32 protein-coding genes are annotated in these 19,834 nt (G+C 63.6%); 29 read left to right on the top strand and 3 right to left on the bottom strand.

The features are described from left to right. The 29 genes from tuf to rplQ all read left to right on the top strand — a co-directional run bounded on the left by tuf (nucleotide 1) and on the right by rplQ (nucleotide 15,367). Entirely contained in the window at nucleotides 1-1,191 is a 1,191-nt protein-coding gene (gene tuf, locus AAF184_18585; GenBank protein MEO0424352.1) for an elongation factor Tu, read from the top strand. Nucleotides 1,192-1,230: 39 nt separating this feature from the next. Then, nucleotides 1,231-1,551: a 30S ribosomal protein S10 gene (gene rpsJ, locus AAF184_18580; protein MEO0424351.1), complete on the top strand. Its 321-nt coding sequence runs from the start codon at nucleotides 1,231-1,233 to the stop codon at nucleotides 1,549-1,551. 304 nt (nucleotides 1,552-1,855) lie between these two features. After that, entirely contained in the window at nucleotides 1,856-2,503 is a 648-nt protein-coding gene (rplC, locus tag AAF184_18575) for a 50S ribosomal protein L3 (protein MEO0424350.1), read from the top strand. Then, complete coding sequence (gene rplD / locus AAF184_18570) at nucleotides 2,503-3,111, top strand: 50S ribosomal protein L4 (protein MEO0424349.1); 609 nt, start codon at nucleotides 2,503-2,505, stop codon at nucleotides 3,109-3,111. Before rplC ends, rplD begins: the two co-directional genes overlap by 1 nt. Then, nucleotides 3,108-3,407 (top strand): 50S ribosomal protein L23, encoded by a 300-nt coding sequence (gene rplW / locus AAF184_18565; GenBank protein ID MEO0424348.1) that lies wholly within the window; start codon nucleotides 3,108-3,110, stop codon nucleotides 3,405-3,407. Before rplD ends, rplW begins: the two co-directional genes overlap by 4 nt. Nucleotides 3,408-3,444: 37 nt before the next feature. Continuing rightward, entirely contained in the window at nucleotides 3,445-4,272 is an 828-nt protein-coding gene (rplB, locus tag AAF184_18560; protein MEO0424347.1) for a 50S ribosomal protein L2, read from the top strand. A 12-nt stretch (nucleotides 4,273-4,284) separates the two neighbouring features. Continuing rightward, nucleotides 4,285-4,557: a 30S ribosomal protein S19 gene (gene rpsS / locus AAF184_18555; protein MEO0424346.1), complete on the top strand. Its 273-nt coding sequence runs from the start codon at nucleotides 4,285-4,287 to the stop codon at nucleotides 4,555-4,557. Between the two features lie 14 nt (nucleotides 4,558-4,571). Next, a complete protein-coding gene (gene rplV / locus AAF184_18550; protein ID MEO0424345.1) occupies nucleotides 4,572-4,907 on the top strand; it encodes a 50S ribosomal protein L22 in 336 nt (111 codons plus the stop codon). Nucleotides 4,908-4,923: 16 nt separating this feature from the next. After that, on the top strand, nucleotides 4,924-5,637 hold the full coding sequence (gene rpsC, locus AAF184_18545; protein MEO0424344.1) for a 30S ribosomal protein S3: 714 nt from the start codon (nucleotides 4,924-4,926) through the stop codon (nucleotides 5,635-5,637). Nucleotides 5,638-5,643: 6 nt separating this feature from the next. Continuing rightward, nucleotides 5,644-6,057, top strand: coding sequence for a 50S ribosomal protein L16 (gene rplP / locus AAF184_18540; protein MEO0424343.1), 414 nt, complete (start codon nucleotides 5,644-5,646; stop codon nucleotides 6,055-6,057). 11 nt (nucleotides 6,058-6,068) lie between these two features. After that, nucleotides 6,069-6,272, top strand: coding sequence for a 50S ribosomal protein L29 (rpmC, locus tag AAF184_18535; protein MEO0424342.1), 204 nt, complete (start codon nucleotides 6,069-6,071; stop codon nucleotides 6,270-6,272). Nucleotides 6,273-6,278: 6 nt separating this feature from the next. Further along, nucleotides 6,279-6,563 (top strand): 30S ribosomal protein S17, encoded by a 285-nt coding sequence (gene rpsQ / locus AAF184_18530; GenBank protein MEO0424341.1) that lies wholly within the window; start codon nucleotides 6,279-6,281, stop codon nucleotides 6,561-6,563. A 115-nt stretch (nucleotides 6,564-6,678) separates the two neighbouring features. Continuing rightward, nucleotides 6,679-7,047 (top strand): 50S ribosomal protein L14, encoded by a 369-nt coding sequence (gene rplN, locus AAF184_18525; protein ID MEO0424340.1) that lies wholly within the window; start codon nucleotides 6,679-6,681, stop codon nucleotides 7,045-7,047. Between the two features lie 25 nt (nucleotides 7,048-7,072). Further along, complete coding sequence (gene rplX / locus AAF184_18520; protein MEO0424339.1) at nucleotides 7,073-7,402, top strand: 50S ribosomal protein L24; 330 nt, start codon at nucleotides 7,073-7,075, stop codon at nucleotides 7,400-7,402. Nucleotides 7,403-7,412: 10 nt separating this feature from the next. Further along, nucleotides 7,413-7,952 carry a 50S ribosomal protein L5 gene (gene rplE, locus AAF184_18515; GenBank protein ID MEO0424338.1) on the top strand — a complete coding sequence of 180 codons (540 nt, stop codon included), beginning with the start codon at nucleotides 7,413-7,415 and terminating at the stop codon, nucleotides 7,950-7,952. Between the two features lie 18 nt (nucleotides 7,953-7,970). Then, a complete protein-coding gene (rpsN, locus tag AAF184_18510) occupies nucleotides 7,971-8,276 on the top strand; it encodes a 30S ribosomal protein S14 (protein MEO0424337.1) in 306 nt (101 codons plus the stop codon). Nucleotides 8,277-8,290: 14 nt separating this feature from the next. Further along, nucleotides 8,291-8,689 (top strand): 30S ribosomal protein S8, encoded by a 399-nt coding sequence (rpsH, locus tag AAF184_18505; GenBank protein ID MEO0424336.1) that lies wholly within the window; start codon nucleotides 8,291-8,293, stop codon nucleotides 8,687-8,689. A 47-nt stretch (nucleotides 8,690-8,736) separates the two neighbouring features. Then, entirely contained in the window at nucleotides 8,737-9,264 is a 528-nt protein-coding gene (rplF, locus tag AAF184_18500) for a 50S ribosomal protein L6 (GenBank protein MEO0424335.1), read from the top strand. A 42-nt stretch (nucleotides 9,265-9,306) separates the two neighbouring features. Beyond that, entirely contained in the window at nucleotides 9,307-9,660 is a 354-nt protein-coding gene (gene rplR, locus AAF184_18495; protein ID MEO0424334.1) for a 50S ribosomal protein L18, read from the top strand. A gap of 45 nt (nucleotides 9,661-9,705) precedes the next feature. Beyond that, the gene (gene rpsE, locus AAF184_18490) at nucleotides 9,706-10,209 is read left to right on the top strand and encodes a 30S ribosomal protein S5 (GenBank protein ID MEO0424333.1); all 504 of its coding nucleotides are present in this window, start codon (nucleotides 9,706-9,708) and stop codon (nucleotides 10,207-10,209) included. A 16-nt stretch (nucleotides 10,210-10,225) separates the two neighbouring features. Beyond that, complete coding sequence (rpmD, locus tag AAF184_18485) at nucleotides 10,226-10,420, top strand: 50S ribosomal protein L30 (protein ID MEO0424332.1); 195 nt, start codon at nucleotides 10,226-10,228, stop codon at nucleotides 10,418-10,420. 32 nt (nucleotides 10,421-10,452) lie between these two features. Beyond that, complete coding sequence (rplO, locus tag AAF184_18480) at nucleotides 10,453-10,902, top strand: 50S ribosomal protein L15 (GenBank protein ID MEO0424331.1); 450 nt, start codon at nucleotides 10,453-10,455, stop codon at nucleotides 10,900-10,902. A gap of 112 nt (nucleotides 10,903-11,014) precedes the next feature. Next, on the top strand, nucleotides 11,015-12,358 hold the full coding sequence (secY, locus tag AAF184_18475) for a preprotein translocase subunit SecY (protein ID MEO0424330.1): 1,344 nt from the start codon (nucleotides 11,015-11,017) through the stop codon (nucleotides 12,356-12,358). A 10-nt stretch (nucleotides 12,359-12,368) separates the two neighbouring features. Continuing rightward, nucleotides 12,369-12,485 carry a 50S ribosomal protein L36 gene (gene rpmJ / locus AAF184_18470; GenBank protein MEO0424329.1) on the top strand — a complete coding sequence of 39 codons (117 nt, stop codon included), beginning with the start codon at nucleotides 12,369-12,371 and terminating at the stop codon, nucleotides 12,483-12,485. Between the two features lie 68 nt (nucleotides 12,486-12,553). Continuing rightward, nucleotides 12,554-12,910, top strand: coding sequence for a 30S ribosomal protein S13 (rpsM, locus tag AAF184_18465; protein ID MEO0424328.1), 357 nt, complete (start codon nucleotides 12,554-12,556; stop codon nucleotides 12,908-12,910). A 14-nt stretch (nucleotides 12,911-12,924) separates the two neighbouring features. Then, a complete protein-coding gene (gene rpsK, locus AAF184_18460) occupies nucleotides 12,925-13,308 on the top strand; it encodes a 30S ribosomal protein S11 (protein MEO0424327.1) in 384 nt (127 codons plus the stop codon). Nucleotides 13,309-13,321: 13 nt separating this feature from the next. Next, entirely contained in the window at nucleotides 13,322-13,942 is a 621-nt protein-coding gene (gene rpsD, locus AAF184_18455; protein MEO0424326.1) for a 30S ribosomal protein S4, read from the top strand. Between the two features lie 8 nt (nucleotides 13,943-13,950). Continuing rightward, nucleotides 13,951-14,952 (top strand): DNA-directed RNA polymerase subunit alpha, encoded by a 1,002-nt coding sequence (gene rpoA / locus AAF184_18450; protein MEO0424325.1) that lies wholly within the window; start codon nucleotides 13,951-13,953, stop codon nucleotides 14,950-14,952. Between the two features lie 22 nt (nucleotides 14,953-14,974). Next, complete coding sequence (gene rplQ, locus AAF184_18445) at nucleotides 14,975-15,367, top strand: 50S ribosomal protein L17 (GenBank protein ID MEO0424324.1); 393 nt, start codon at nucleotides 14,975-14,977, stop codon at nucleotides 15,365-15,367. 143 nt (nucleotides 15,368-15,510) lie between these two features. On the opposite strand, the gene AAF184_18440 is transcribed toward rplQ, so the two are convergent. The 3 genes from AAF184_18440 to uvrA form a co-directional block, all read right to left on the bottom strand. Next, the gene (locus tag AAF184_18440) at nucleotides 15,511-17,289 is read right to left on the bottom strand and encodes an SLC13 family permease (GenBank protein ID MEO0424323.1); all 1,779 of its coding nucleotides are present in this window, start codon (nucleotides 17,287-17,289) and stop codon (nucleotides 15,511-15,513) included. Nucleotides 17,290-17,343: 54 nt separating this feature from the next. Next, nucleotides 17,344-17,763 (bottom strand): hypothetical protein, encoded by a 420-nt coding sequence (locus tag AAF184_18435; GenBank protein MEO0424322.1) that lies wholly within the window; start codon nucleotides 17,761-17,763, stop codon nucleotides 17,344-17,346. Nucleotides 17,764-17,889: 126 nt separating this feature from the next. After that, nucleotides 17,890-19,834 (bottom strand): excinuclease ABC subunit UvrA (gene uvrA, locus AAF184_18430; GenBank protein ID MEO0424321.1); only part of this gene is annotated, 1,945 nt, incomplete at its 5' end.

Raw genomic sequence — 19,834 nt, 5'->3', positions numbered from 1 at the left:
GTGTCGAAAGAGAAGTTTGAACGTACGAAGCCGCACGTGAACGTGGGAACTATCGGTCACGTTGACCATGGTAAGACGACGCTGACGGCGGCGATGACGACGGTGCTGGCGGCGGAGTTCGGTGGTGCCGCGCAGGCGTTCGATCAGATCGACAACGCGCCCGAGGAGCGCGCCCGCGGTATCACGATCGCGACATCCCACGTGGAGTACGAGTCGCAGAACCGTCACTACGCGCACGTGGATTGCCCGGGCCACGCGGACTACGTGAAGAACATGATCACGGGTGCTGCGCAGATGGACGGGGCGATCCTGGTGGTGTCGGCGGCAGACGGCCCGATGCCGCAGACGCGCGAGCACATCCTGCTGGCGCGCCAGGTGGGTGTTCCGTACATCGTGGTGTTCCTGAACAAGGCCGACATGGTGGACGACGAGGAGCTGCTGGAGCTGGTGGAGATGGAGGTTCGCGAACTTCTGTCGACGTACGAGTTCCCGGGCGACGACACGCCGCTGATCACGGGTTCGGCGCTGAAGGCGCTGGAGGGTGACGACAGCGACCTGGGTAAGGGCGCGATCATCAAGCTGGTCGAGGCGATGGACAGCTACATCCCGGAGCCTGAGCGCGCGGTGGACGGAGCGTTCCTGATGCCGATCGAGGACGTGTTCACGATCTCGGGTCGCGGCACGGTGGTGACCGGTCGTGTGGAGCGCGGGATCGTGAATGTGGGCGACGAGATCGAGATCGTCGGCATCAAGGACACGGCGAAGACGACGTGCACGGGCGTGGAGATGTTCCGGAAGCTGCTGGACCAGGGCCAGGCTGGTGACAACGTGGGCGTGCTGCTGCGTGGCACGAAGCGTGATGAGGTTGAGCGTGGCCAGGTGCTGGCCAAGCCGGGTTCGATCACGCCGCACACGAAGTTCGAGGCGGAGATCTACGTGCTGAACAAGGAAGAGGGCGGTCGACACACGCCGTTCTTCAAGGGCTACCGGCCGCAGTTCTACTTCCGCACGACGGACGTGACCGGGGCGGTGCAGCTGCCTGAGGGCACGGAGATGGTGATGCCGGGCGACAACATTAAGCTCGGCGTGGAGTTGATTGCACCGATCGCGATGGAGGAAGGCCTGCGCTTCGCCATCCGCGAGGGTGGCCGCACGGTGGGTGCGGGCGTGGTGGCGAAGATCCTCGAGTGATCTCGCGCCTGCACTTAGAGAACTGAAGGAAACCTATACGTGGCAAACCAGAACATCCGCATTCGGCTCCGCGCTTTCGATTACAAGCTGATCGACAGCTCGGCCCGGGAGATCGTCGAGACTGCCCGCCGTACCGGCGCGCAGGTGCGCGGCCCGATCCCCCTGCCGACCAAAAAAGAGCGCTTCACTGTGCTGATCTCCCCGCACGTCAACAAGGACGCGCGAGACCAGTACGAGTTGCGCACGCACAAGCGTTTGATGGACATCGTGGACCCGACGGACAAAACCGTTGACGCGCTGATGAAGCTTGAGCTGCCGGCCGGTGTGGACGTGCAAATCAAGCTGCAGGCCGGGGCCTAGCCAGGCCGGGCGACGCGAGGGGCGACCGTCCTGCCGGGAGCGGTCGCCTTAACTGCCTTCTGCTACGCTTTCGGCGTTGACGTAGGCGAATATCGTGCTAACATTTCCGGCTCTCCCCGGCTCGGGCACGAGTTCCGTTATCCAGGCCGTGGCTTAAGACTGGCTGATCACCGAGATCTACCCGCGGCTTTGACCGCCGTCGGCGCGCTTTTCTGCGCGTGGATGGATCCCCTGCGCTGACGTTGGCGCCGCCCCCGGGAGGGGCGTGGCGGCCTGCCAGCCGGTGACATTCGAGGATTTGAAGATGCCCATTGGTGTAGTCGGCCGCAAACGCGGCATGACGCGAATCTTTACTGAAAATGGCGAGTCGGTGCCCGTCACCGTGATCGAGGCCGCCCCGAACCGGGTGACCCAGGTCAAGGGGCAGGACACGGACGGCTACACGGCGCTGCAGGTCACCGCGGGCGAGAAGCGTCGCTCGCGCGTATCGAAGGCGGCTGCCGGGCACTTCGCCAAGGCCGACGTCGCCCCGGGCACCGGCCTCTGGGAGTTCCGCGTCTCCGATGCCGAACTCGAGGGCATGGCGGCGGGCAGCGAGATCACCGTCGAGACCTTCGAGGCTGGCCAGAAGGTCGACGTCGTCGGCACGACGATCGGTAAGGGCTTCGCGGGTGCCATCAAGCGGCACAACTTCCGCACCCAGGACGCCACGCACGGCAACTCGCTAGCGCACCGCGCGCCTGGCTCGATCGGTCAGAACCAGACGCCGGGCCGCGTGTTCAAGGGCAAGAAGATGTCCGGGCACATGGGTGCCAAGCGCCGAACAGCGCAGAACCTGGAGGTCGTTCGCGTGGACGCAGAGCGCAACCTCCTGCTGATCAAGGGTGCCGTACCTGGCGCCGCCGGCAGCGATGTGATCGTGCAGCCGGCCGTGAAGACGAGGACGGCCTGATGGAACTTCAGCTCACGGGCGGCCAAGGCAGCGTCGATCTATCCGACAACACCTTCGGTCGTGAATACAACGAAGCGCTGGTGCACCAGCTGGTCGTGGCCTACATGGCTAAGGGCCGTGCCGGCAGCAAAGCGCAGAAGACGCGCTCCGACGTCAGCGGCGGTGGTATCAAGCCTTGGCGTCAGAAGGGCACCGGCCGTGCCCGCGCCGGCACCATCCGCAGCCCCATCTGGCGTGGGGGTGGTCGCGCATTCGCCGCGCGTCCGCGCAATTTCGAACAGAAGGTGAATCGCAAGGCTTACCGCGCCGGCATGCGTTCCATCCTGTCCGAGCTCGTACGCCAGGATCGCCTGCACGTGGTCGAGGCCGTCGGCGTTGAGGAGCCGAAGACCAAGGCCCTGCTGGCCTGGCTTGCTGGCGTCGACGTGGCCGCAGACTGCGCCATCGTCGTCGGTGAAGCCTCCGAGGCGCTGGCCCTCGCCGCTCGCAACCTGCCCCACGTAGAGGTGCTCGAGGCGAAGGCGGTCAACCCCGTGAGCCTGCTGCGCAACGCTCGCGTGATCATCGACACGGCTGCTCTCAAGCACATCGAGGAGGTCTGGCAATGAGCCAAGAACGTCTCATGACCCTACTCCTCGGCCCGCACGTGTCCGAGAAGACCACCCGCGTGGCTGAGCAGTCCAACCAGGTGGTGTTCAAGGTTCGCCGCGACGCCAGCAAGCCTGAGATCGCCCAGGCCGTCGAGCTGATGTTCGACGTCAAGGTGGACGACGTTCAGGTGGTGAACAACCGCGGCAAGATCAAGCGCTTCGGCGCCCGCTTCGGCCGGCGGTCGGACTGGAAGAAGGCTTACGTGACCCTGGCAGAGGGTCACGACATCGATTTCCTCGACGCCGCCGAGTAACGGCGCGACGACGTAACGAACAGCGAGAATCGCAGCGATGGCAGTTCAGAAGACCAAACCCACCTCCGCCGGACGGCGTTTCGTCGTCAAGGTCAAGGCGAGTGGGCTGCACACGGGCAAGCCCTACGAGCCCCTCGTGGCGAGCAAGTCCCGCAGCGGTGGCCGCAACAACGCGGGTCGCATCACCACGCGTCATCGCGGCGGTGGCCACAAGCAGCGCTATCGCATCGTCGACTTTAAGCGCGACAAGGACAGCATCCCCGCCAAGGTGGAGCGTCTCGAATACGATCCCAATCGCTCCGCTAATCTCGCTCTGCTGCTCTACGCAGACGGTGAGCGCCGCTACATCATCGCGCCGAAGGGTGTGGAAGCGGGTACGCCGATCATGTCCGGCACCGATGCACCGATTAAGCCCGGCAACTGCCTGCCCCTGCGCAACATTCCCGTGGGTTCGGTGGTGCACTGTATTGAGCTGAAGCCTGGCTGCGGCGCGCAGCTGGCTCGCTCTGCCGGTGCCAGCGTCCAGCTCGCCGCCCGCGAGGGTCGCTACGCCACCCTTCGCCTGCGCTCCGGTGAGATGCGCAAGGTGCTGGCCGAGTGCCGCGCCACGGTCGGTGAGGTCGGCAACGACGAGCACTCCCTGCGCAAGCTGGGCAAGGCCGGCGCCACGCGCTGGCGCGGCGTGCGCCCGACCGTTCGAGGCGTAGCTATGAACCCGGTCGATCACCCGCACGGTGGTGGTGAGGGTCGTACCTCCGGTGGTCGTCATCCGGTGAGCCCGTGGGGTACCCCCACCAAGGGCTACAAGACGCGTAACAACAAGCGCACGGACAACATGATTGTCCGTCGCCGTCGTAAGAAGTAAGAGGTTGGTGAAGTGCCACGTTCGGTAAGAAAAGGGCCTTTCGTCGACGAGCATTTGGCGAAAAAGGTAGAGACCGCGGTCTCCGCTAACGATCGCCGTCCGATCAAGACCTGGTCGCGACGCTCGATGATTCTCCCGGACATGGTGGGTCTCACCATTGCCGTGCACAACGGTCGTCAGCACGTGCCCGTGTTGGTGTCGGAAAACATGGTCGGTCACAAGCTCGGTGAGTTCGCGCCCACGCGCACTTACAAGGGCCACGTGGCAGACAAGAAGACCCGCTGACAGGAGTGGGAACGATGGAAGTTTCAGCGAAGCTCCGCTACGCCCGCATCTCGCCGCAGAAGTGTCGCCTGGTGGCTGACATGGTTCGCGGCAAGCCGGTCGGTCAAGCGTTGCAGACCCTCATGTTCACGCCTAAGAAGGCTGCCGGCATCGTGCGCAAGGTCCTCGAGTCGGCCATCGCCAATGCTGAGCACAACCATGGGGCCGATATCGACGAGCTGCGCGTCGCCTCCATCATGGTCGACGAAGCGCCCCGCTTCCGCCGCTACCAGGCGCGGGCAAAGGGTCGTGGCACGCGCATCATCAAGCGCAACAGCCACATCACCATCCGCGTTGCGGACGAGAGTTAAGGTCAGGGCTTAAACGATGGGTCAGAAGGTCAATCCGATCGGTCTGCGTCTCGGCATCACTCGCGAGTGGTCCTCGCGTTGGTTCGCCGATTCCAAGACGTTCCCCGATTACGTGCACAGCGATCACGTCATCCGCACGTTCTTGAAGAAGCGTCTTTCGCAGGCGTCCGTGAGCCGCATCCAGATCGAGCGTCCCGCTCGCAAGTGCCACATCACCATCCACACGGCGCGTCCGGGTGTGGTGATCGGCAAGAAGGGTGAGGACATCGAGAAGCTGCGTCGCGCGACGGCGAAGCTCCTCGGCATGGGCCTTGGTGACGTGCGCATCTCCATCGCCGAGATCCGCAAGCCGGAGCTCGACGCGCAGCTGGTGGCTGAGGGTCTCGCCCAGCAGCTCGAACGCCGAGTGATGTTCCGCCGCGCCATGAAGCGTTCGCTGACCAACACCATGCGTCTCGGCGCTGGCGGCGTGAAGATCCGGGTTGCCGGTCGCCTGAACGGTGCTGAGATTGCACGTTCGGAGTGGACGCACGAAGGTCGGGTGCCGCTGCACACGCTGCGTGCTGAGGTCGACTACGGGTTCGCCGAAGCCAACACCACCTACGGTGTGATCGGCGTGAAGGTGTGGATCTTCAAGGGTGAGGTCTTCGACGAGTTGGAGCTCGCCGAACCCGAGCCGGAGGCACCGGCCCCCGCTCCCACGCCCGCTCCCGCTGCTGCTCAGGGGTAAGCCGACATGCTGCAACCCAAGAGAACTAAGTTCCGCAAGCAGATGAAGGGCCGCAACCGCGGCCTGGCTCATCGCGGTTCCACTGTATCCTTCGGCGAATTTGGCCTGAAGGCGACGGAGCGCGGGCAGATCACCGCACGCCAGATCGAGGCAGGTCGTCGTGCGATCACCCGTCACATCAAGCGTGGCGGCAAGATCTGGATCCGCGTGTTCCCGGACAAGCCGATTACCAAGAAGCCTCTCGAGGTTCGTCAGGGTAAGGGTAAGGGTAGCGTCGAGTACTGGGTCTGCCAGATCCAGCCCGGTCGCATGCTTTACGAGATGGAAGGGGTGAGCGAGCCCGTCGCGCGTGAGGCCTTCCGCCTCGCCGCTGCGAAGCTGCCGTTTGCCACGTCCTTCGTCTCTCGACAGATCCTGTAAGGCGGTACGTCGTGAAGATTGACGAGCTGCGCGGCAAGTCGCGCGAAGAACTCAAACAGACGCTGCTCGAGCTGCGTCGCGAGCAGTTCAACCTGCGCATGCAGCAGGCATCGGGCCAGCTGGCCCAGACCGACCAGGTCAAGAAGGTCCGCCGCGATATCGCGCGGGTCAAGACAGTGATGACCGATCTGCACAACGCAGCGGCAACGGAGTAAAGCGACGTGAGCGATGCCAACGACACCGCCACCGACAGCAAGGTGGTTCGCACGGTGCAGGGGCGTGTGGTCAGCAACAAGATGGACCGCACCATCACGGTGGCGATCGAGCGCCGTGTGAAGCACCCCCTGTACGGCAAGTTCGTGCGTCAGACCACGAAGCTGATGGCCCACGACCAGGACAACGATTGCCAGATTGGCGACGTCGTGCAGATCCGCGAGTGCCGACCCATGTCGAAGCACAAGTCGTGGCAGCTGGTGAACGTGGTGGAGCGCGCACCGGAACGGTGATCGCGGGGTAACGAGTGACTCGCTGCCTCGACGAACGAGGCGCGGCTGAGTCGCTCACTGGACAGCAAGGCCGAAGGGACGCGAAAGGCGACCGAGGCCAGCCGGGAGCGGATAGATGATTCAGATGCAGACAGTGTTGAGCGCGGCCGACAACAGCGGTGCCCGCAAGGTCATGTGCATCAAGGTGTTGGGCGGCTCGAAGCGTCGCTACGCCGGGGTCGGTGACATCATCAAGGTGAGCGTCAAGGACGCCATCCCTCGCGGCAAGGTGAAGAAAGGCGAGATCTACAACGCCGTGGTGGTGCGTACCCGCAAGGGTGTGCGTCGGCCCGACGGCTCGCTGATTCGCTTCGACGGCAACGCAGCGGTGCTGCTGAACAACCGCCTCGAGCCGATCGGCACTCGTATCTTTGGCCCGGTTACGCGCGAACTGCGTACCAGCAACTTCATGAAGATCATCTCGCTCGCACCGGAAGTGCTGTAAGCGGGCGCGGCGAGGGGAATAGACGATGAACAAGATCCGACAAGGTGACGAGGTAATCGTCATCACGGGCAAGGACAAGGGGCGGCGTGGTTCCGTCACTCAGGTGCTTGGCAACGGCCGCGTGCTCGTTGAAGGCATCAACATGGTCAAGAAGCACCAGCGCCCGAACCCGCAGGCCGGTGTGGCTGGCGGAATCGTCGAGAAGGAGATGCCCATGTCCATCTCCAACGTGATGCTGTTCAACCCGGCCACCTCGAAGGGTGATCGCGTGGGCATCCGCGTTCTCGACGACGGCGACGGTGGTACGCGCAAGGTGCGCTATTTCAAGTCCAACGGCGAAGTCGTGGACATCTGAGGTTACGGCGATGGCTAGGCTGCAAGAGTTCTACAAAGAGACCGTGGTCACCCAGCTTCGTGAGAAGCTGCAGATCGAGAACGTGATGCAAGTGCCACGTCTCGAGAAGATCACCGTGAACATGGGCGTTGGCGAAGCGGTAGCTGACCGCAAGGTCATGGAGCACGCCGTAGGCGACCTGACCGCGCTGTCGGGCCAGAAGCCCGTGATCACGCTGGCACGTAAGTCCGTGGCGAGCTTCAAGATCCGCGACGGCTACCCCTGCGGCTGCAAGGTCACGCTGCGACGCGAGCGCATGTACGAGTTCCTGGATCGCCTGATCGCCATCGCGATCCCGCGTATCCGCGACTTCCGTGGTTTGAACCCGAAGGGCTTCGACGGCCGCGGCAACTACAACATGGGCGTGAAGGAACAGATCATTTTCCCCGAGATCGACTACGACGCGATCGACACCATCCGGGGCATGGACATCTGTTTCACCACCTCCGCCGAGAGCGACGAACACGGTCGCGCGCTGCTGGAAGCCTTCAGCTTCCCGTTCCGTAAGTAAGGGAAGGTACCGAAGAGCATGGCTAAGAAGTCGATGATTATGCGTGAAGTGAAGCGCCGCAAGACGGCAGCGAAATTCGCTGAGAAGCGCGCGAAGCTGAAAGCTGTCATCAAGTCGGCGATGAGCACCGACGACGAGCGCATGGAGGCCCTGGCGCAGTTGCACAAGTTGCCGCGCGACGCCGGCCCCACGCGTCAGCGCAACCGTTGCAGCATCTCCGGCCGCCCGCACGGTTACTACCGCAAGTTCGGCCTTGCCCGTAACAAGCTGCGTGAAGCAGCGATGCACGGCGAGATCCCGGGTCTGCGCAAGGCGAGCTGGTAAGGGAGCTACGAACAATGAGCATGTCTGATCCCATCGCCGATCTGTTGACCCACATCCGTAACGGTCAGCGCGCCTCGAAGCAGAGCGTCACCTTGCCTTCGTCGAAGGGCAAGCTCGCCATCTGCGCCGTGCTGCGTGACGAGGGTTACATCGACGATTTCATGGTGAGCGACGCGGGCAACAACCGCAGCAAGCTCACCGTGAAGCTGAAATATTTCGAAGGCAAGCCCGTGATCGATCGTCTCGATCGGGTGAGCCGTCCGGGCCTGCGAATCTACCGCGGCAAAGACGATCTGCCCAAGGTCCTCGGCGGGCTGGGTGTCGCCATCGTCTCCACGTCCCAGGGCGTGATGAGCGATCGTGTGGCCCGCGCCAAGGGTCAGGGGGGCGAGGTGCTCTGCGTCGTTTCCTGATGCAGCTAGCAGTACCCGTCGCAACACAGCGTTAAGGCAGCACAGTAATGTCTAGAGTAGCGAAGAAGCCCATCGACATCCCCAAGGGAGTCGAAGTGTCCATCAAGGACAACGTGGTGCACGTGAAAGGCCCGAAGGGTGCGCTTTCCCAGGAAGTTCACCCGCAGGTGGAACTCACGCAGGAAGAGGCGCAGCTTAAGGTCGCACCGCGTAAGCCGGACTCGATGGCTATCGCCGGCACTATGCAGGCGCTAGTCGCCAACATGTGCAAGGGCGTGAGCGAGGGTTTTGAGCGCAAGCTGCAACTCGTCGGCGTCGGCTACCGCGCCCAGGCGAAGGGCAAGAGCCTGAATATCGCTGTCGGCTTCTCACACCCGGTGGATTTCCCGGTGCCCGAGGGGCTCACCATCGAGACGCCGAGCCAGACCGAGATCGTCATCAAGGGTGCGGACAAGCAGCAGGTCGGCCAAGCCGCCGCCAACATCCGCGCCTATCGTCCGCCGGAACCCTACAAGGGTAAGGGAATTCGCTACGCCGATGAGTACGTGGCGATCAAGGAAGCGAAGAAGAAGTAAGTAGGCCTCGAGCCCTTACGGCACTAACCGTCAGAGTCAGTCATGAACAAACGCAATGCTCGTCAGCGCCGCGCGACCAAGACCCGCGCGAAGATCCGTACCCTCGGCAAGCCGCGCCTGTCGATCCACCGCACGCCGCGTCACATCTACGCGCAGGTGCTCTCGGCGGACGGTGGTCAGGTCGTGGCCAGTGCGTCCACGGTCGCCAAGTCGCTGCGTGAGGGCATCGACAAGAGTGGCAACGTCGATGCGGCACGCGCCGTGGGGAAGGCGGTTGCCGAGGCGTCGGTGGCGGCGGGTGTAACGTCCGTGGCGTTCGATCGCTCCGGCTTCCGGTACCACGGTCGAGTGAAGGCGCTGGCGGACGCTGCGCGCGAGGGCGGCCTGCAGTTCTGAGCGAACGCAGGTAACACCAAGAACATCTCAAGGTAAGCATCGAATATGGCTAGGGGCGAACAGAACGCAAGCGACGATTTCATCGAGAAACTCGTCACCGTTAACCGCGTCGCGAAGGTGGTCAAGGGTGGTCGCCAGTTCGGCTTCACCGCGCTGACCGTGGTCGGCGATGGCAATGGTCAGGTCGGCTTCGGCTACGGCAAGGCTCGCGAAGTGCCTGGCGCCATCCAGAAGGCGATGCAGGCCGCGCGAAAGAGCTTGCACTCCGTGCCGCTACGCGACGACACCCTGCAGCACGAGCTGCACGGTCGCCATGGCGCCACGCGCGTGTTCATGCTGCCCGCCTCCGACGGTACGGGCATCATCGCCGGCGGTGCCATGCGTGCCGTGCTCGAGGCGGCCGGGGTGCGCAACGTGCTCGCCAAGTCCTACGGCTCGCGTAACCCGATCAACGTGGTGCGCGCAACCGTGAACGCCCTTGCCAGCATGCGATCGCCGAAGGCCGTCGCCGCCAAGCGCGGCAAGTCGGTCGAAGAGATCGTCGGATAAGCCGGAGGCGAGAATCGTGAGCGACGCAAAGAAAATCCGGATCACGCAGATCCGCAGCAAGCACGGCCGACTCAAGGCGCACAAAGCCTGCCTGACGGGGCTGGGCCTGCGCCGCATGCACCACACGGTGGAAGTGGCCGACACCCCCGAAATCCGGGGCATGATCAACCGAGTCTCCTACATGTTGAAAGTGGAGGAGGCGGCGAGCTGATCGCTCGCAGCTGTTAACGGGGCAAGCAAACGATGCACCTGAATACGATCAAGCCCGGTGAGGGCGCGCGCAAGCCGGGTAAGCGCAAAGGCCGCGGCGAGTCCGCCGGCCAGGGCAAGACCTGTGGCCGCGGCGTCAAGGGTCAGCACGCCCGTTCCGGTGGCTTCCACAAGGTGGGCTTCGAGGGCGGTCAGATGCCCTTGCAGCGTCGCCTGCCGAAGGTGGGTTTCCGCTCGCGTACGCAGCGTTTCGTCGACGAGATTCGCCTCGGCGAGCTGGCTAAGGCTGCTGCCGCGTCGGAAGACGGTGCGACCGTGGACCTTCTCTCCCTGCGCAAGGCAGGCCTGATCACTTCCCTCATCCGTGAGGCGCGTGTGATCAGCTCCGGCAGCGTGGAGACGGCCGTGACGATTCGTGGCCTGAAGGTGACCAAGGGCGCCCGCGCCGCGATCGAAGCGGCTGGCGGCAAGGTCGAAGACTGACCGCGCCTAGCGACGAGCAAGTTAAGCAATAGGTCGACACGCGGTGTCGACACGGGCGAAGGCCCGGGAGTACTAAGTGGCACGTTCGATGACAGGTAAAAACCAGGCAGCTATGGCCGCCGCCGCAGGCGGGGCCACAGGCGGCAAGCTCACAGAGCTGCGCCAGCGCCTGATGTTTTTGATCGGCGCGCTGATCGTCTACCGCATCGGTACCTTCATTCCGGTGCCGGGGATCGATCCGGAAGCGCTTGCCCAGCTGTTCGAAAACCAGGGCAGCGGCTCGGTGTTGAACCTGTTCAACATGTTCTCCGGTGGTGCGCTGGAGCGTTTGAGCATCTTCGCGCTCGGGATCATGCCGTACATCAGCATGTCCATCATCATGCAGATGATGTCGGTGATCCTGCCGAGCCTCGCCGCGCTCAAGAAGGAAGGCGAAGCGGGTCGTCGCAAGATCACCCAGTACACGCGCTACGGCACTGTCGTGCTCGCCACTTTCCAGTCTGTCGCGGCCGCCCTGGCTCTGCAGACCCAGAACCTGGTGATCACGCCGGGCGTGCCCTTCGTATTCACGGCAGCGGTCACCCTGGTCACGGGGACAGTGTTCCTGATGTGGCTGGGTGAGCAGATCACCGAGCGTGGCATTGGTAACGGTATCTCCATGATCATCCTCGCCAGCATCCTGTCGGGCCTGCCCGCAGCGGTCGGCGGCACGATCAACCTGGTTGCTACGGGTCAGATGCAGAACTGGGTGGCGATCATTCTGTTCGTGCTGGTGCTGGCGGTGACAGCCTTCGTGGTGTTCGTGGAGCGTGCCCAGCGCCGGATCACGGTGAACTACGCCAAGCGCCAGCAGGGCCGTCGCGTATTCCAGGGGCAGCAGAGCCACCTGCCGTTCAAGCTGAACATGAGCGGCGTGATTCCGCCGATCTTCGCGTCGAGCTTGATCCTGTTCCCCGCCACCATCGCGGGCTGGGTGAGTGGCTCGAGCGCCGAAGGCCTCGGATGGCTGCAGCGTTTCGCCGCAACCCTCGCCCCGGGTCAGCCCATTTACACGCTGACCTATGGCGCCCTGATCATCTTCTTCTGCTTCTTCTACACCGCCCTCATGTTCAATTCGCGTGAGACGGCGGACAACCTGAAGAAGTCAGGAGCGTTCATCCCGGGTATCCGGCCGGGTCGCCAGACGGGCGAATACATCGACACCGTGCTCACGCGTCTCACCCTCTGGGGTGCGCTCTACGTGACCGCCGTGTGCTTGATGCCGGAGTTTATGATCATGCAGTTCCAGGTGCCGTTCTACTTTGGCGGTACGTCTCTGCTGATCATAGTTGTGGTCGTAATGGACTTCATGGCGCAGGTTCAGGCGCACATGATGTCGCACCAGTACGAAGGCCTGATGAAGAAGGCAAACCTGAAGGGCTACAGCCGTTCGGGCGGCGCCGGTCAGGTGAGGTAAGGAGAGCGTCATGAAGGTCCGCGCGTCGGTCAAAAAGATGTGCCGTAACTGCAAGATCATCAAGCGGAACGGCGTCATTCGGGTGATCTGCAACGCAGATCCCAAGCACAAGCAGCGTCAGGGCTAGGCCCTAGCGCATTCCGATCGTGCGCCGGGTGGGGCACGACGGTTAGAGGAAGACCAGGAGTCAGGTAAATGGCCCGCATCGCAGGCATCAACATTCCGGCCCACAAGCACACGGTGATCGCGCTGACGTCGATCTACGGCATCGGTCGTACGACGGCGAAGAACATCTGCGCCAGCGCCAACGTGGAGCCGAGCACCAAGATTCGCGATCTCACCGAGGAGGAGGTGAACCTCCTGCGTAACGAGGTGGGGCGTCACACGGTGGAGGGTGACCTGCGACGTGAGGTCAACCTGAACATCAAGCGACTGATGGACCTCGGTACCTACCGCGGTATCCGTCACCGTCGTGGGCTGCCGCTGCGTGGTCAGCGCACTCGCACCAACGCGCGCACCCGCAAGGGCCCGCGTCGCATCATCAAGAAGTAAGGCAGCGTTAAGCCATGGCGAAGCAGCAAACGAAGAAGAAGGTCAAGAAGCAGGTCATCGACGGCATTGCTCACATCCAGGCCTCCTTCAACAACACCATCATCACGATCACCGATCGTCAGGGCAACGCGCTCTCCTGGGCGACCTCTGGAGGCTGCGGCTTCCGCGGTTCGCGCAAGAGCACGCCGTTCGCCGCGCAGGTGGCTGCCGAACGCGCCGGCCAGGCCGCACAGGACTACGGGTTGAAGAATCTGGAAGTGCGCGTGCGTGGGCCCGGTCCTGGCCGCGAGTCCGCCGTGCGTGCGTTGAACGCCGTCGGGTATCGCATCACCAGCATCGAAGACGTGACGCCGATTCCGCACAACGGCTGTCGCCCGTCGAAGAAGCGTCGGGTTTAAAGGATTATTAGGTATGGCTAAGTACACCGGTCCGAAGTGCAAGCTCTCACGTCGTGAGGGCACCGATCTGTTCCTGAAGAGCGGCATCAAGCCGCTCGAGTCGAAGTGCAAGTCCGAAGTGTTGCCGGGCGGTGCCCAGGCGCGTCGCACTCGCTTGTCCGACTACGGCTTGCAGTTGCGTGAAAAGCAAAAGCTGCGCCGGATGTACGGTGTGCTGGAGAAGCAGTTCCGTAACTACTACAAGAGCGCTACGGGGCAGAAGGGTTCTACGGGCGAGAACCTCCTGCGCATGCTCGAGTGTCGCCTCGATAACGTTGTCTACCGCATGGGTTTCGCCACCACGCGCGCCGAAGCGCGTCAGCTGGTGAGCCACCGCGGTGTGACCGTCAACGGCACCACCGTCAACGTGCCCTCCTACCAGTGCGCAGGTGGGGACACGGTGCAGTTGCGGGAACGTGCCCGCAAGCAGTCTCGCGTGCAGGCAGCACGTGAGATCGCCACCCAGGTCGGCCTACCCGAGTGGGTAGAGGTGAACGAGCAGGAAATGAGCGGCGTCTTCAAGGCGGCGCCCGAGCGCGATGACATCCTGCCGGACATCAACGAAAACCTGGTCGTCGAGCTTTACTCGAGGTAAACCGCTACATGGCAGCAGCATTGACAGAATTCCTTCGTCCGAAAGTCGTCAAGGTCGACAAGATCACCGATCATCACGCGAAGATCGTGATCGAGCCGATGGAACGTGGCTTTGGCCACACCTTGGGCAACGCGTTGCGCCGCATCCTGTTGTCCTCCATGCCCGGCTGCGCGATCGTCGAATCCGAGATCGAAGGGGTTCTGCACGAGTACACCAGCATCGAGGGTGTGCAGGAGGATGTCGTCGACATCCTGCTGAACCTGAAGCTGGTGGCCATCCGTATGCACGCTCGCGATGAGGCGATGCTGACCCTGACCAAGAACGGTCCGGGTCCTGTGTACGCGGGTGACATCGACACCGGGCATGACATCGAAATCGTCAACCCGGAGCTGGTGATCTGCACCCTCAACGAGAGCGGTTCGATCAACATGAATCTGCGCGTGGTGAAGGGGCGTGGCTTCCAGCCGGCAGCCCAGCGCGCCAGTTTCGACGAGGTCACGCGCCCCATCGGCCGCCTGCTTCTCGATGCCAGCTTTAGCCCGATCCGCAAGGTCAGCTACACCGTGGAGTCCGCTCGCGTCGAGCAGCGTACCAACCTCGACAAGCTGATCCTGGATGTGGAAACCAACGCTACCATCGAGCCTGACGAAGCGATTCGTCGCGCCGGTGGCATCCTGAAGGACCAGCTATCCGTGTTCGTCGATCTGCCGACGCAGCCGGAAGAGGTGGAGACCAAGCAGGATACGATCGACCCGATGCTGCTGCGTCCGGTGGACGAGCTCGAGCTCACTGTGCGCTCGCTCAACTGCCTGAAGGCAGAGAACATCAACTACATCGGCGACCTGGTCCAGCGTACTGAGGTGGAGCTGCTCCGCACGCCCAACCTCGGTAAGAAGTCGCTAAACGAGATCAAGGAAGTGCTGGAAAGCCACAGCCTTGGCCTCGGCATGCGCCTGGACGGCTGGCCGCCATCGAACTTGAGCCAGGACGATCCGTTCTCACGGATCTGATCGACTAACGGGATAGAAGACCATGCGCCATCGTAATTCCGGCCGCCAACTGAACCGCAATTCGTCGCACCGAAAAGCGATGTTCCGCAACATGTCCGCGAGCATGCTCACCCACGAGACCATTCGCACTACCGTCCCTAAGGCGAAGGAGCTGCGTCGTCACGTCGAGCCTCTGATCACCCTGGCGAAGACCGACAGCGTGGCCAACCGTCGCCTCGCCTTCGATCGCCTGCGTGACAAGGAAGTGGTCGCGAAGCTGTTCACCGACATCGGGCCGCGCTTCAAGGATCGCCCCGGGGGCTACCTGCGCATCCTGAAGTTGGGCCCACGTCCCGGCGATGCGGCGCCGATGGCGCTCGTTCAGCTCGTGGAGCTTGGCGAGTCCCAGGATGCGGACGTCGCAGCAGAGGCCTAGGGCTAGCGCCTACGATGATCCGATCGCCGGTGCGGTCGGCAAAAAAGGGACCTCACGGTCCCTTTTTCGTTTCTGTCTGTCGCTTCGAGCTCTTTGGGTGAGGCGAGTCCGGCTCCACGGGCGCCAACGCCGCGTCTGAGTAGCTAACCTGGATACAGGGGCCACACCCATGGGATGAGCACGATCGCCGTAGCCCCAAGCAGCAGATTCAATGGCACGCCGAAGCGAAGGTAGTCCGAGAATCGGTACCCACCTGGGCCGTAGACCATCAAGTTCGTTTGGTAGCCGATCGGCGTGGCGAAGCTTGCCGATGCTGCCATGGCGATGGCGACGGCGTAGGGCAATGGGCTGACGCCGAGGGACTCAGCCCCGGCCACGGCGATCGGAAACATCAGTACCGCGGCCGCCGCGTTAGTGATCAGCGAGGTCATCAATACGGTCATCACGTAGATCGCGCCCAGGAGCAGGACGGGGTTTCCGGACGTGACGGCCAGCATGGTGGTCGCGAGCCAGGCTGCAGCTCCCGAGGCCTCTACGGCCTGACCGATGCCGTAGGCGGCAGCGATCACGACCACCACCTGCGTGTCCACGCTGTTGCGGGCGATCGACCCCGTGCAACACCGGGTCAACACCATCGCGCCGGCGCCGAGCAGCGCGGCTTGCAGCATGCTGGTGATGCCTGTGGCCGCCAGCAACACCATGGCGCACAGGATCAACCAGGCCACGCCGGCTCGCTCGTGGCGCGGTGGCCGCGCGTCGTGGATTGGGCGCAGGAGCAGGAAGTCGCGGGAGTTGCGGTAGCGGCGGGAGAAGCCTTCTTCCGCTTCGAGGAGAAGCGTGTCGCCGGCGTGCAGACGAATGTCCCCGAGCTTGCGGGCGATGCGTTGGCCGTCGCGGGCGACGGCGATGACCACCGCCCCGTAGCGACGGCGGAAGCGTGATTCCTTCACGGTCTTGTAGGCCGTGGGGCTGGTGGGCGACACCACCGCCTCGATGAACTCACGCGAACGTCGGGGCGAATCGAGTTTGAACAGCTGGTCGGTGGCTGGCTGTAGGCCGCGAATACGCTGCAGATCGATGATGGATTCCGTCACCCCTGCGAATACCAGCCGGTCACCGGCGTGGAGCATCTCCTTGGGCGTGACGGCGGGCAGCACGTCGCCGTCGCGGTCGATCTCGATGAGATACAAGCCTGGGAGGTTGCGCAGCTGAGCCTGCTCTACGGTCTGTCCGACCAGGGGCCCTTCCGGCTCGACGATCATCTCCACCGTGTATTCGCGCGGATTGCGCAGTTCCTCCACCGAGCCATCCCGGTCCGGCAGCAGGTGGCGCGAGGTCAGTAGTACGTAGCAGATTCCGATAATCGCTGAGGGCACGCCCACCAGCGCCAGTTCGGCGAAGGCGAGCCCACGGACCTCCGGTTGGGCCAGCAGCAATCCGTTGACGATCAGGTTGGTCGACGTGCCCACCAGGGTGCAGCTTCCGCCCAGGATGGCCGCGTAGGACATAGGCATCATCAGGCGCGAGGGCGAGATACGCATCTTCTTCGCCCAATCCATCACCGCGGGAATGAAGCAGGCCACCACGGGGGTGTTGTTGACGAATCCACTGGCCACCGTGACCGGCAGCATGAGCAACAGCTGGGCCGAGGCCACCGAGCGGGCGCGGTGGAATAGGCCTCGGACCACCACATCCAGGGCGCCCGTCTCGCGCAGGCCGGCAGCCACCACGTACAGCACGGCCACCGTAATGGTGCCCTCGTTGGCGAAACCCGACAGGCCGTCTGCTGCACCGATCACCCCACCCCCGAGTAACACGGTGAGTCCGCCCATGAGGACGATATCCGGGGCGGCACGCGTGAAGATGAGGGTGCCGACGCATCCGAAGAGCACGGCTACGGTAACGAGCAGGTCGAGAGTCAAAGGAGCTCCAAGCAACTCGCCGCCTCGCCGGCGGCAGCCTCGGAAGTATAGCGGTCAGTGCTGGCGGTAGCGGATCGCGATCCGGTAGTGGAGTTCGTGATGGCAACGGCGCTGGGAGGTGCCACGGGGCGACTCCATACCGGCACACAGATCGGTGCCGGTGACGCTATCGCGACGGCTGGCGGTGGCGCGATCGATCAGTCCAAGCAGTTCGAATCCGCCCTGGCAGCAATTCGGGTTCTTGCATCGGAAGCTCAGGTTGGCGCGGGTGCGGGCATCGAAGGTCCGTGAATACGGGGCCGTGCTGTGTTCGCCATCCGGGGAGGAAAAGCGCAAGGTCATGGTGACGGTGTCCAGCTCGGGATACACGGTGCCGAGTTGGGGGACGTCATCCAGGGCGACGCGGCGTGGCTCGCCTGCCGACGCTGGCGAACCCAGGAGGCGGGCCGCCGCTTTGCGCAATGAACTCAACACCGTTCTCACTCCTTTGAGGCGAGGTGCTGCAAGGGGAATGCGTCGCTTCCCAGCGACAGGCCGAATCTTGCACGAGTCGGCGCTCGGTGCAACGGATGCAGGTCACAAAACGGGTGAGCGCTGTGATCAGGCGGTGGACGCGGATGGATCGCCGCCCCGGGCGGCATCCTTGGTGGGGCTCAGGACGTCTCTGAGGAACGCCCCGGTGAAGGACTGCTCCACCTGCGCGATGGCCTCCGGGCTGCCAGTCGCCAGCACCTCGCCGCCGCCAGCACCGCCTTCCGGGCCGAGGTCGATCACCCAATCGGCCGTCTTGATCACGTCGAGGTTGTGCTCGATCACGATCACCGTATTGCCGGCATCGCGCAGCCGGTGAAGCACGGCGAGCAGCTGCGCTACATCGTGGAAATGAAGGCCTGTGGTCGGTTCGTCCAGTAGGTACAGCGTGCGCCCCGTCGAGCGTTTGGCCAGCTCTCGGGCGAGCTTGACCCGCTGAGCTTCGCCCCCGGAGAGTGTGGTGGCGCTCTGGCCGAGCTTGACGTAAGACAAGCCCACGTCGAGCACGGTCTGTAGGCGATGAGCGATGATAGGTACGTTCGCGAAGAAATCTCGCGCCTCCTCGATGCTCATCTCCAACACCTCGTGGATGTTCTTCCCCTTGTACGTCACCTCGAGGGTTTCGCGGTTGAAGCGCCGGCCGTTGCACACGTCGCAGGGCACGAACACATCAGGTAGGAAGTGCATCTCCACTTTGATCATGCCGTCGCCCTGGCAGGCCTCACAGCGCCCGCCGCGCACGTTGAAGCTGAAGCGGCCTGGCTTGTAGCCACGGCTGCGCGCCTCCTGGGTGCCGGCGAAGAGTTCGCGGATGGGCGTCAGCACCCCCGTGTAGGTGGCGGGGTTGGAGCGTGGTGTGCGGCCGATGGGCGCTTGGCTGATGTCGATAACGCGGTCGATCAGATCCAGGCCTTCGAACTGTTTATGGGGCGCTGGCTCGTCCTCCTTCTGGCCGAGGCCCGTCTTCACCGCGCGGAACAGGGTCTCGTTGACCAGGGTCGACTTGCCCGAGCCCGAGACGCCGGTGACGCAGGTCATCAGCCCGATCGGGAATGCGACGTCCACCTCCTTGAGGTTGTTTCCGCTAGCGCCCTTCAGTAGCAACTGATCCTCGCCGGGCGCCTTGCGCTCGCTGGGGACGTCGATCTTGCGCTTGCCGCTGAGGTACTGGCCCGTCAGGGATGCGGGGTTCGCGAGCACTTCCTGCGGTGTCCCCTGGGCGACGACCTGTCCGCCGTGGACGCCGGCCCCAGGACCCATGTCTACCACGTGATCGGCGTGCAGGATCGCCTCGCTGTCGTGCTCCACCACGATCACCGTATTACCGATGTCGCGTAGGTGCTCCAACGTGCTTAGGAGCTTCTCGTTGTCGCGCTGGTGCAGTCCGATCGAGGGCTCGTCCAGCACGTACATGACGCCTACCAAGCCAGAGCCTATCTGGCTCGCCAGGCGGATGCGCTGGGCTTCGCCGCCCGAGAGGCTCTCTGCGCTGCGATCCAGCGAGAGGTAGTTGAGCCCAACATCGACCAGGAAGCCCAGGCGGCTGCGAATCTCCTTCACCACGCGTTGGGCGATCTCGCCGCGCCATCCTTGCACGTTGAGGCCATCGAAGAAGGCGCAGGCCTCCTCGATGGAGAGGGCGGTGACCTGGGGCAGGGCGTAGTCGCCCACGAACACGTTGCGTGCGTACTCGTTGAGGCGGGTGCCGTGGCACGAGGGGCAGCGCTGGGTGGTTTGGAAGCGCCCGAGTTCCTCGCGCACGTTGGCCGAGTCGGTCTCTCGGTAGCGTCGCTCCATGTTGGGCAGAATGCCCTCGAAGCTGTGCCGTCTCGAGGTGGTCTTGCCGCGGCCATCGAGGTAGTGGAAGTCGATCTCCTCATCGCCGCTGCCGTTGAGCACGAGCTCGCGATGGCGTTCGTCGAGGGAGGAGAATGGCGCCTCCAGGTCGAAGCCGTAGTGCAGGCCTAAGGACTGCATCAGCATGAAGTAGTAGGCGTTGCGACGGTCCCATCCG

Source organism: Pseudomonadota bacterium (assembly GCA_039815145.1).
Taxonomy (GTDB): Bacteria; Pseudomonadota; Gammaproteobacteria; order Steroidobacterales; family JBCBZW01; genus JBCBZW01.
The sequence above is the reverse complement of the archived record's forward strand: the minus strand, read 5'-3'. Positions and strand labels throughout refer to the sequence as shown.

What these genes read in the sequence shown, in the direction of transcription:
- rpsE (MEO0424333.1), top strand. Translation starts at nt 9,706, where the DNA reads ATGGCTAGGGGCGAACAGAACGCAAGCGACGATTTCATCGAGAAACTC.
- rpmJ (MEO0424329.1), top strand. Translation starts at nt 12,369, where the DNA reads ATGAAGGTCCGCGCGTCGGTCAAAAAGATGTGCCGTAACTGCAAGATC.
- rplP (MEO0424343.1), top strand. Translation starts at nt 5,644, where the DNA reads ATGCTGCAACCCAAGAGAACTAAGTTCCGCAAGCAGATGAAGGGCCGC.
- rplB (MEO0424347.1), top strand. Translation starts at nt 3,445, where the DNA reads ATGGCAGTTCAGAAGACCAAACCCACCTCCGCCGGACGGCGTTTCGTC.
- rplO (MEO0424331.1), top strand. Translation starts at nt 10,453, where the DNA reads ATGCACCTGAATACGATCAAGCCCGGTGAGGGCGCGCGCAAGCCGGGT.
- rplE (MEO0424338.1), top strand. Translation starts at nt 7,413, where the DNA reads ATGGCTAGGCTGCAAGAGTTCTACAAAGAGACCGTGGTCACCCAGCTT.
- rplF (MEO0424335.1), top strand. Translation starts at nt 8,737, where the DNA reads ATGTCTAGAGTAGCGAAGAAGCCCATCGACATCCCCAAGGGAGTCGAA.
- rpsK (MEO0424327.1), top strand. Translation starts at nt 12,925, where the DNA reads ATGGCGAAGCAGCAAACGAAGAAGAAGGTCAAGAAGCAGGTCATCGAC.
- rplV (MEO0424345.1), top strand. Translation starts at nt 4,572, where the DNA reads ATGGAAGTTTCAGCGAAGCTCCGCTACGCCCGCATCTCGCCGCAGAAG.
- rpsD (MEO0424326.1), top strand. Translation starts at nt 13,322, where the DNA reads ATGGCTAAGTACACCGGTCCGAAGTGCAAGCTCTCACGTCGTGAGGGC.
- rpsH (MEO0424336.1), top strand. Translation starts at nt 8,291, where the DNA reads ATGAGCATGTCTGATCCCATCGCCGATCTGTTGACCCACATCCGTAAC.
- rpoA (MEO0424325.1), top strand. Translation starts at nt 13,951, where the DNA reads ATGGCAGCAGCATTGACAGAATTCCTTCGTCCGAAAGTCGTCAAGGTC.
- rplD (MEO0424349.1), top strand. Translation starts at nt 2,503, where the DNA reads ATGGAACTTCAGCTCACGGGCGGCCAAGGCAGCGTCGATCTATCCGAC.
- rplC (MEO0424350.1), top strand. Translation starts at nt 1,856, where the DNA reads ATGCCCATTGGTGTAGTCGGCCGCAAACGCGGCATGACGCGAATCTTT.
- rplX (MEO0424339.1), top strand. Translation starts at nt 7,073, where the DNA reads ATGAACAAGATCCGACAAGGTGACGAGGTAATCGTCATCACGGGCAAG.
- rplQ (MEO0424324.1), top strand. Translation starts at nt 14,975, where the DNA reads ATGCGCCATCGTAATTCCGGCCGCCAACTGAACCGCAATTCGTCGCAC.
- rpsN (MEO0424337.1), top strand. Translation starts at nt 7,971, where the DNA reads ATGGCTAAGAAGTCGATGATTATGCGTGAAGTGAAGCGCCGCAAGACG.
- rplW (MEO0424348.1), top strand. Translation starts at nt 3,108, where the DNA reads ATGAGCCAAGAACGTCTCATGACCCTACTCCTCGGCCCGCACGTGTCC.
- secY (MEO0424330.1), top strand. Translation starts at nt 11,015, where the DNA reads ATGGCCGCCGCCGCAGGCGGGGCCACAGGCGGCAAGCTCACAGAGCTG.
- rplR (MEO0424334.1), top strand. Translation starts at nt 9,307, where the DNA reads ATGAACAAACGCAATGCTCGTCAGCGCCGCGCGACCAAGACCCGCGCG.
- rpsC (MEO0424344.1), top strand. Translation starts at nt 4,924, where the DNA reads ATGGGTCAGAAGGTCAATCCGATCGGTCTGCGTCTCGGCATCACTCGC.
- rpsM (MEO0424328.1), top strand. Translation starts at nt 12,554, where the DNA reads ATGGCCCGCATCGCAGGCATCAACATTCCGGCCCACAAGCACACGGTG.
- rplN (MEO0424340.1), top strand. Translation starts at nt 6,679, where the DNA reads ATGATTCAGATGCAGACAGTGTTGAGCGCGGCCGACAACAGCGGTGCC.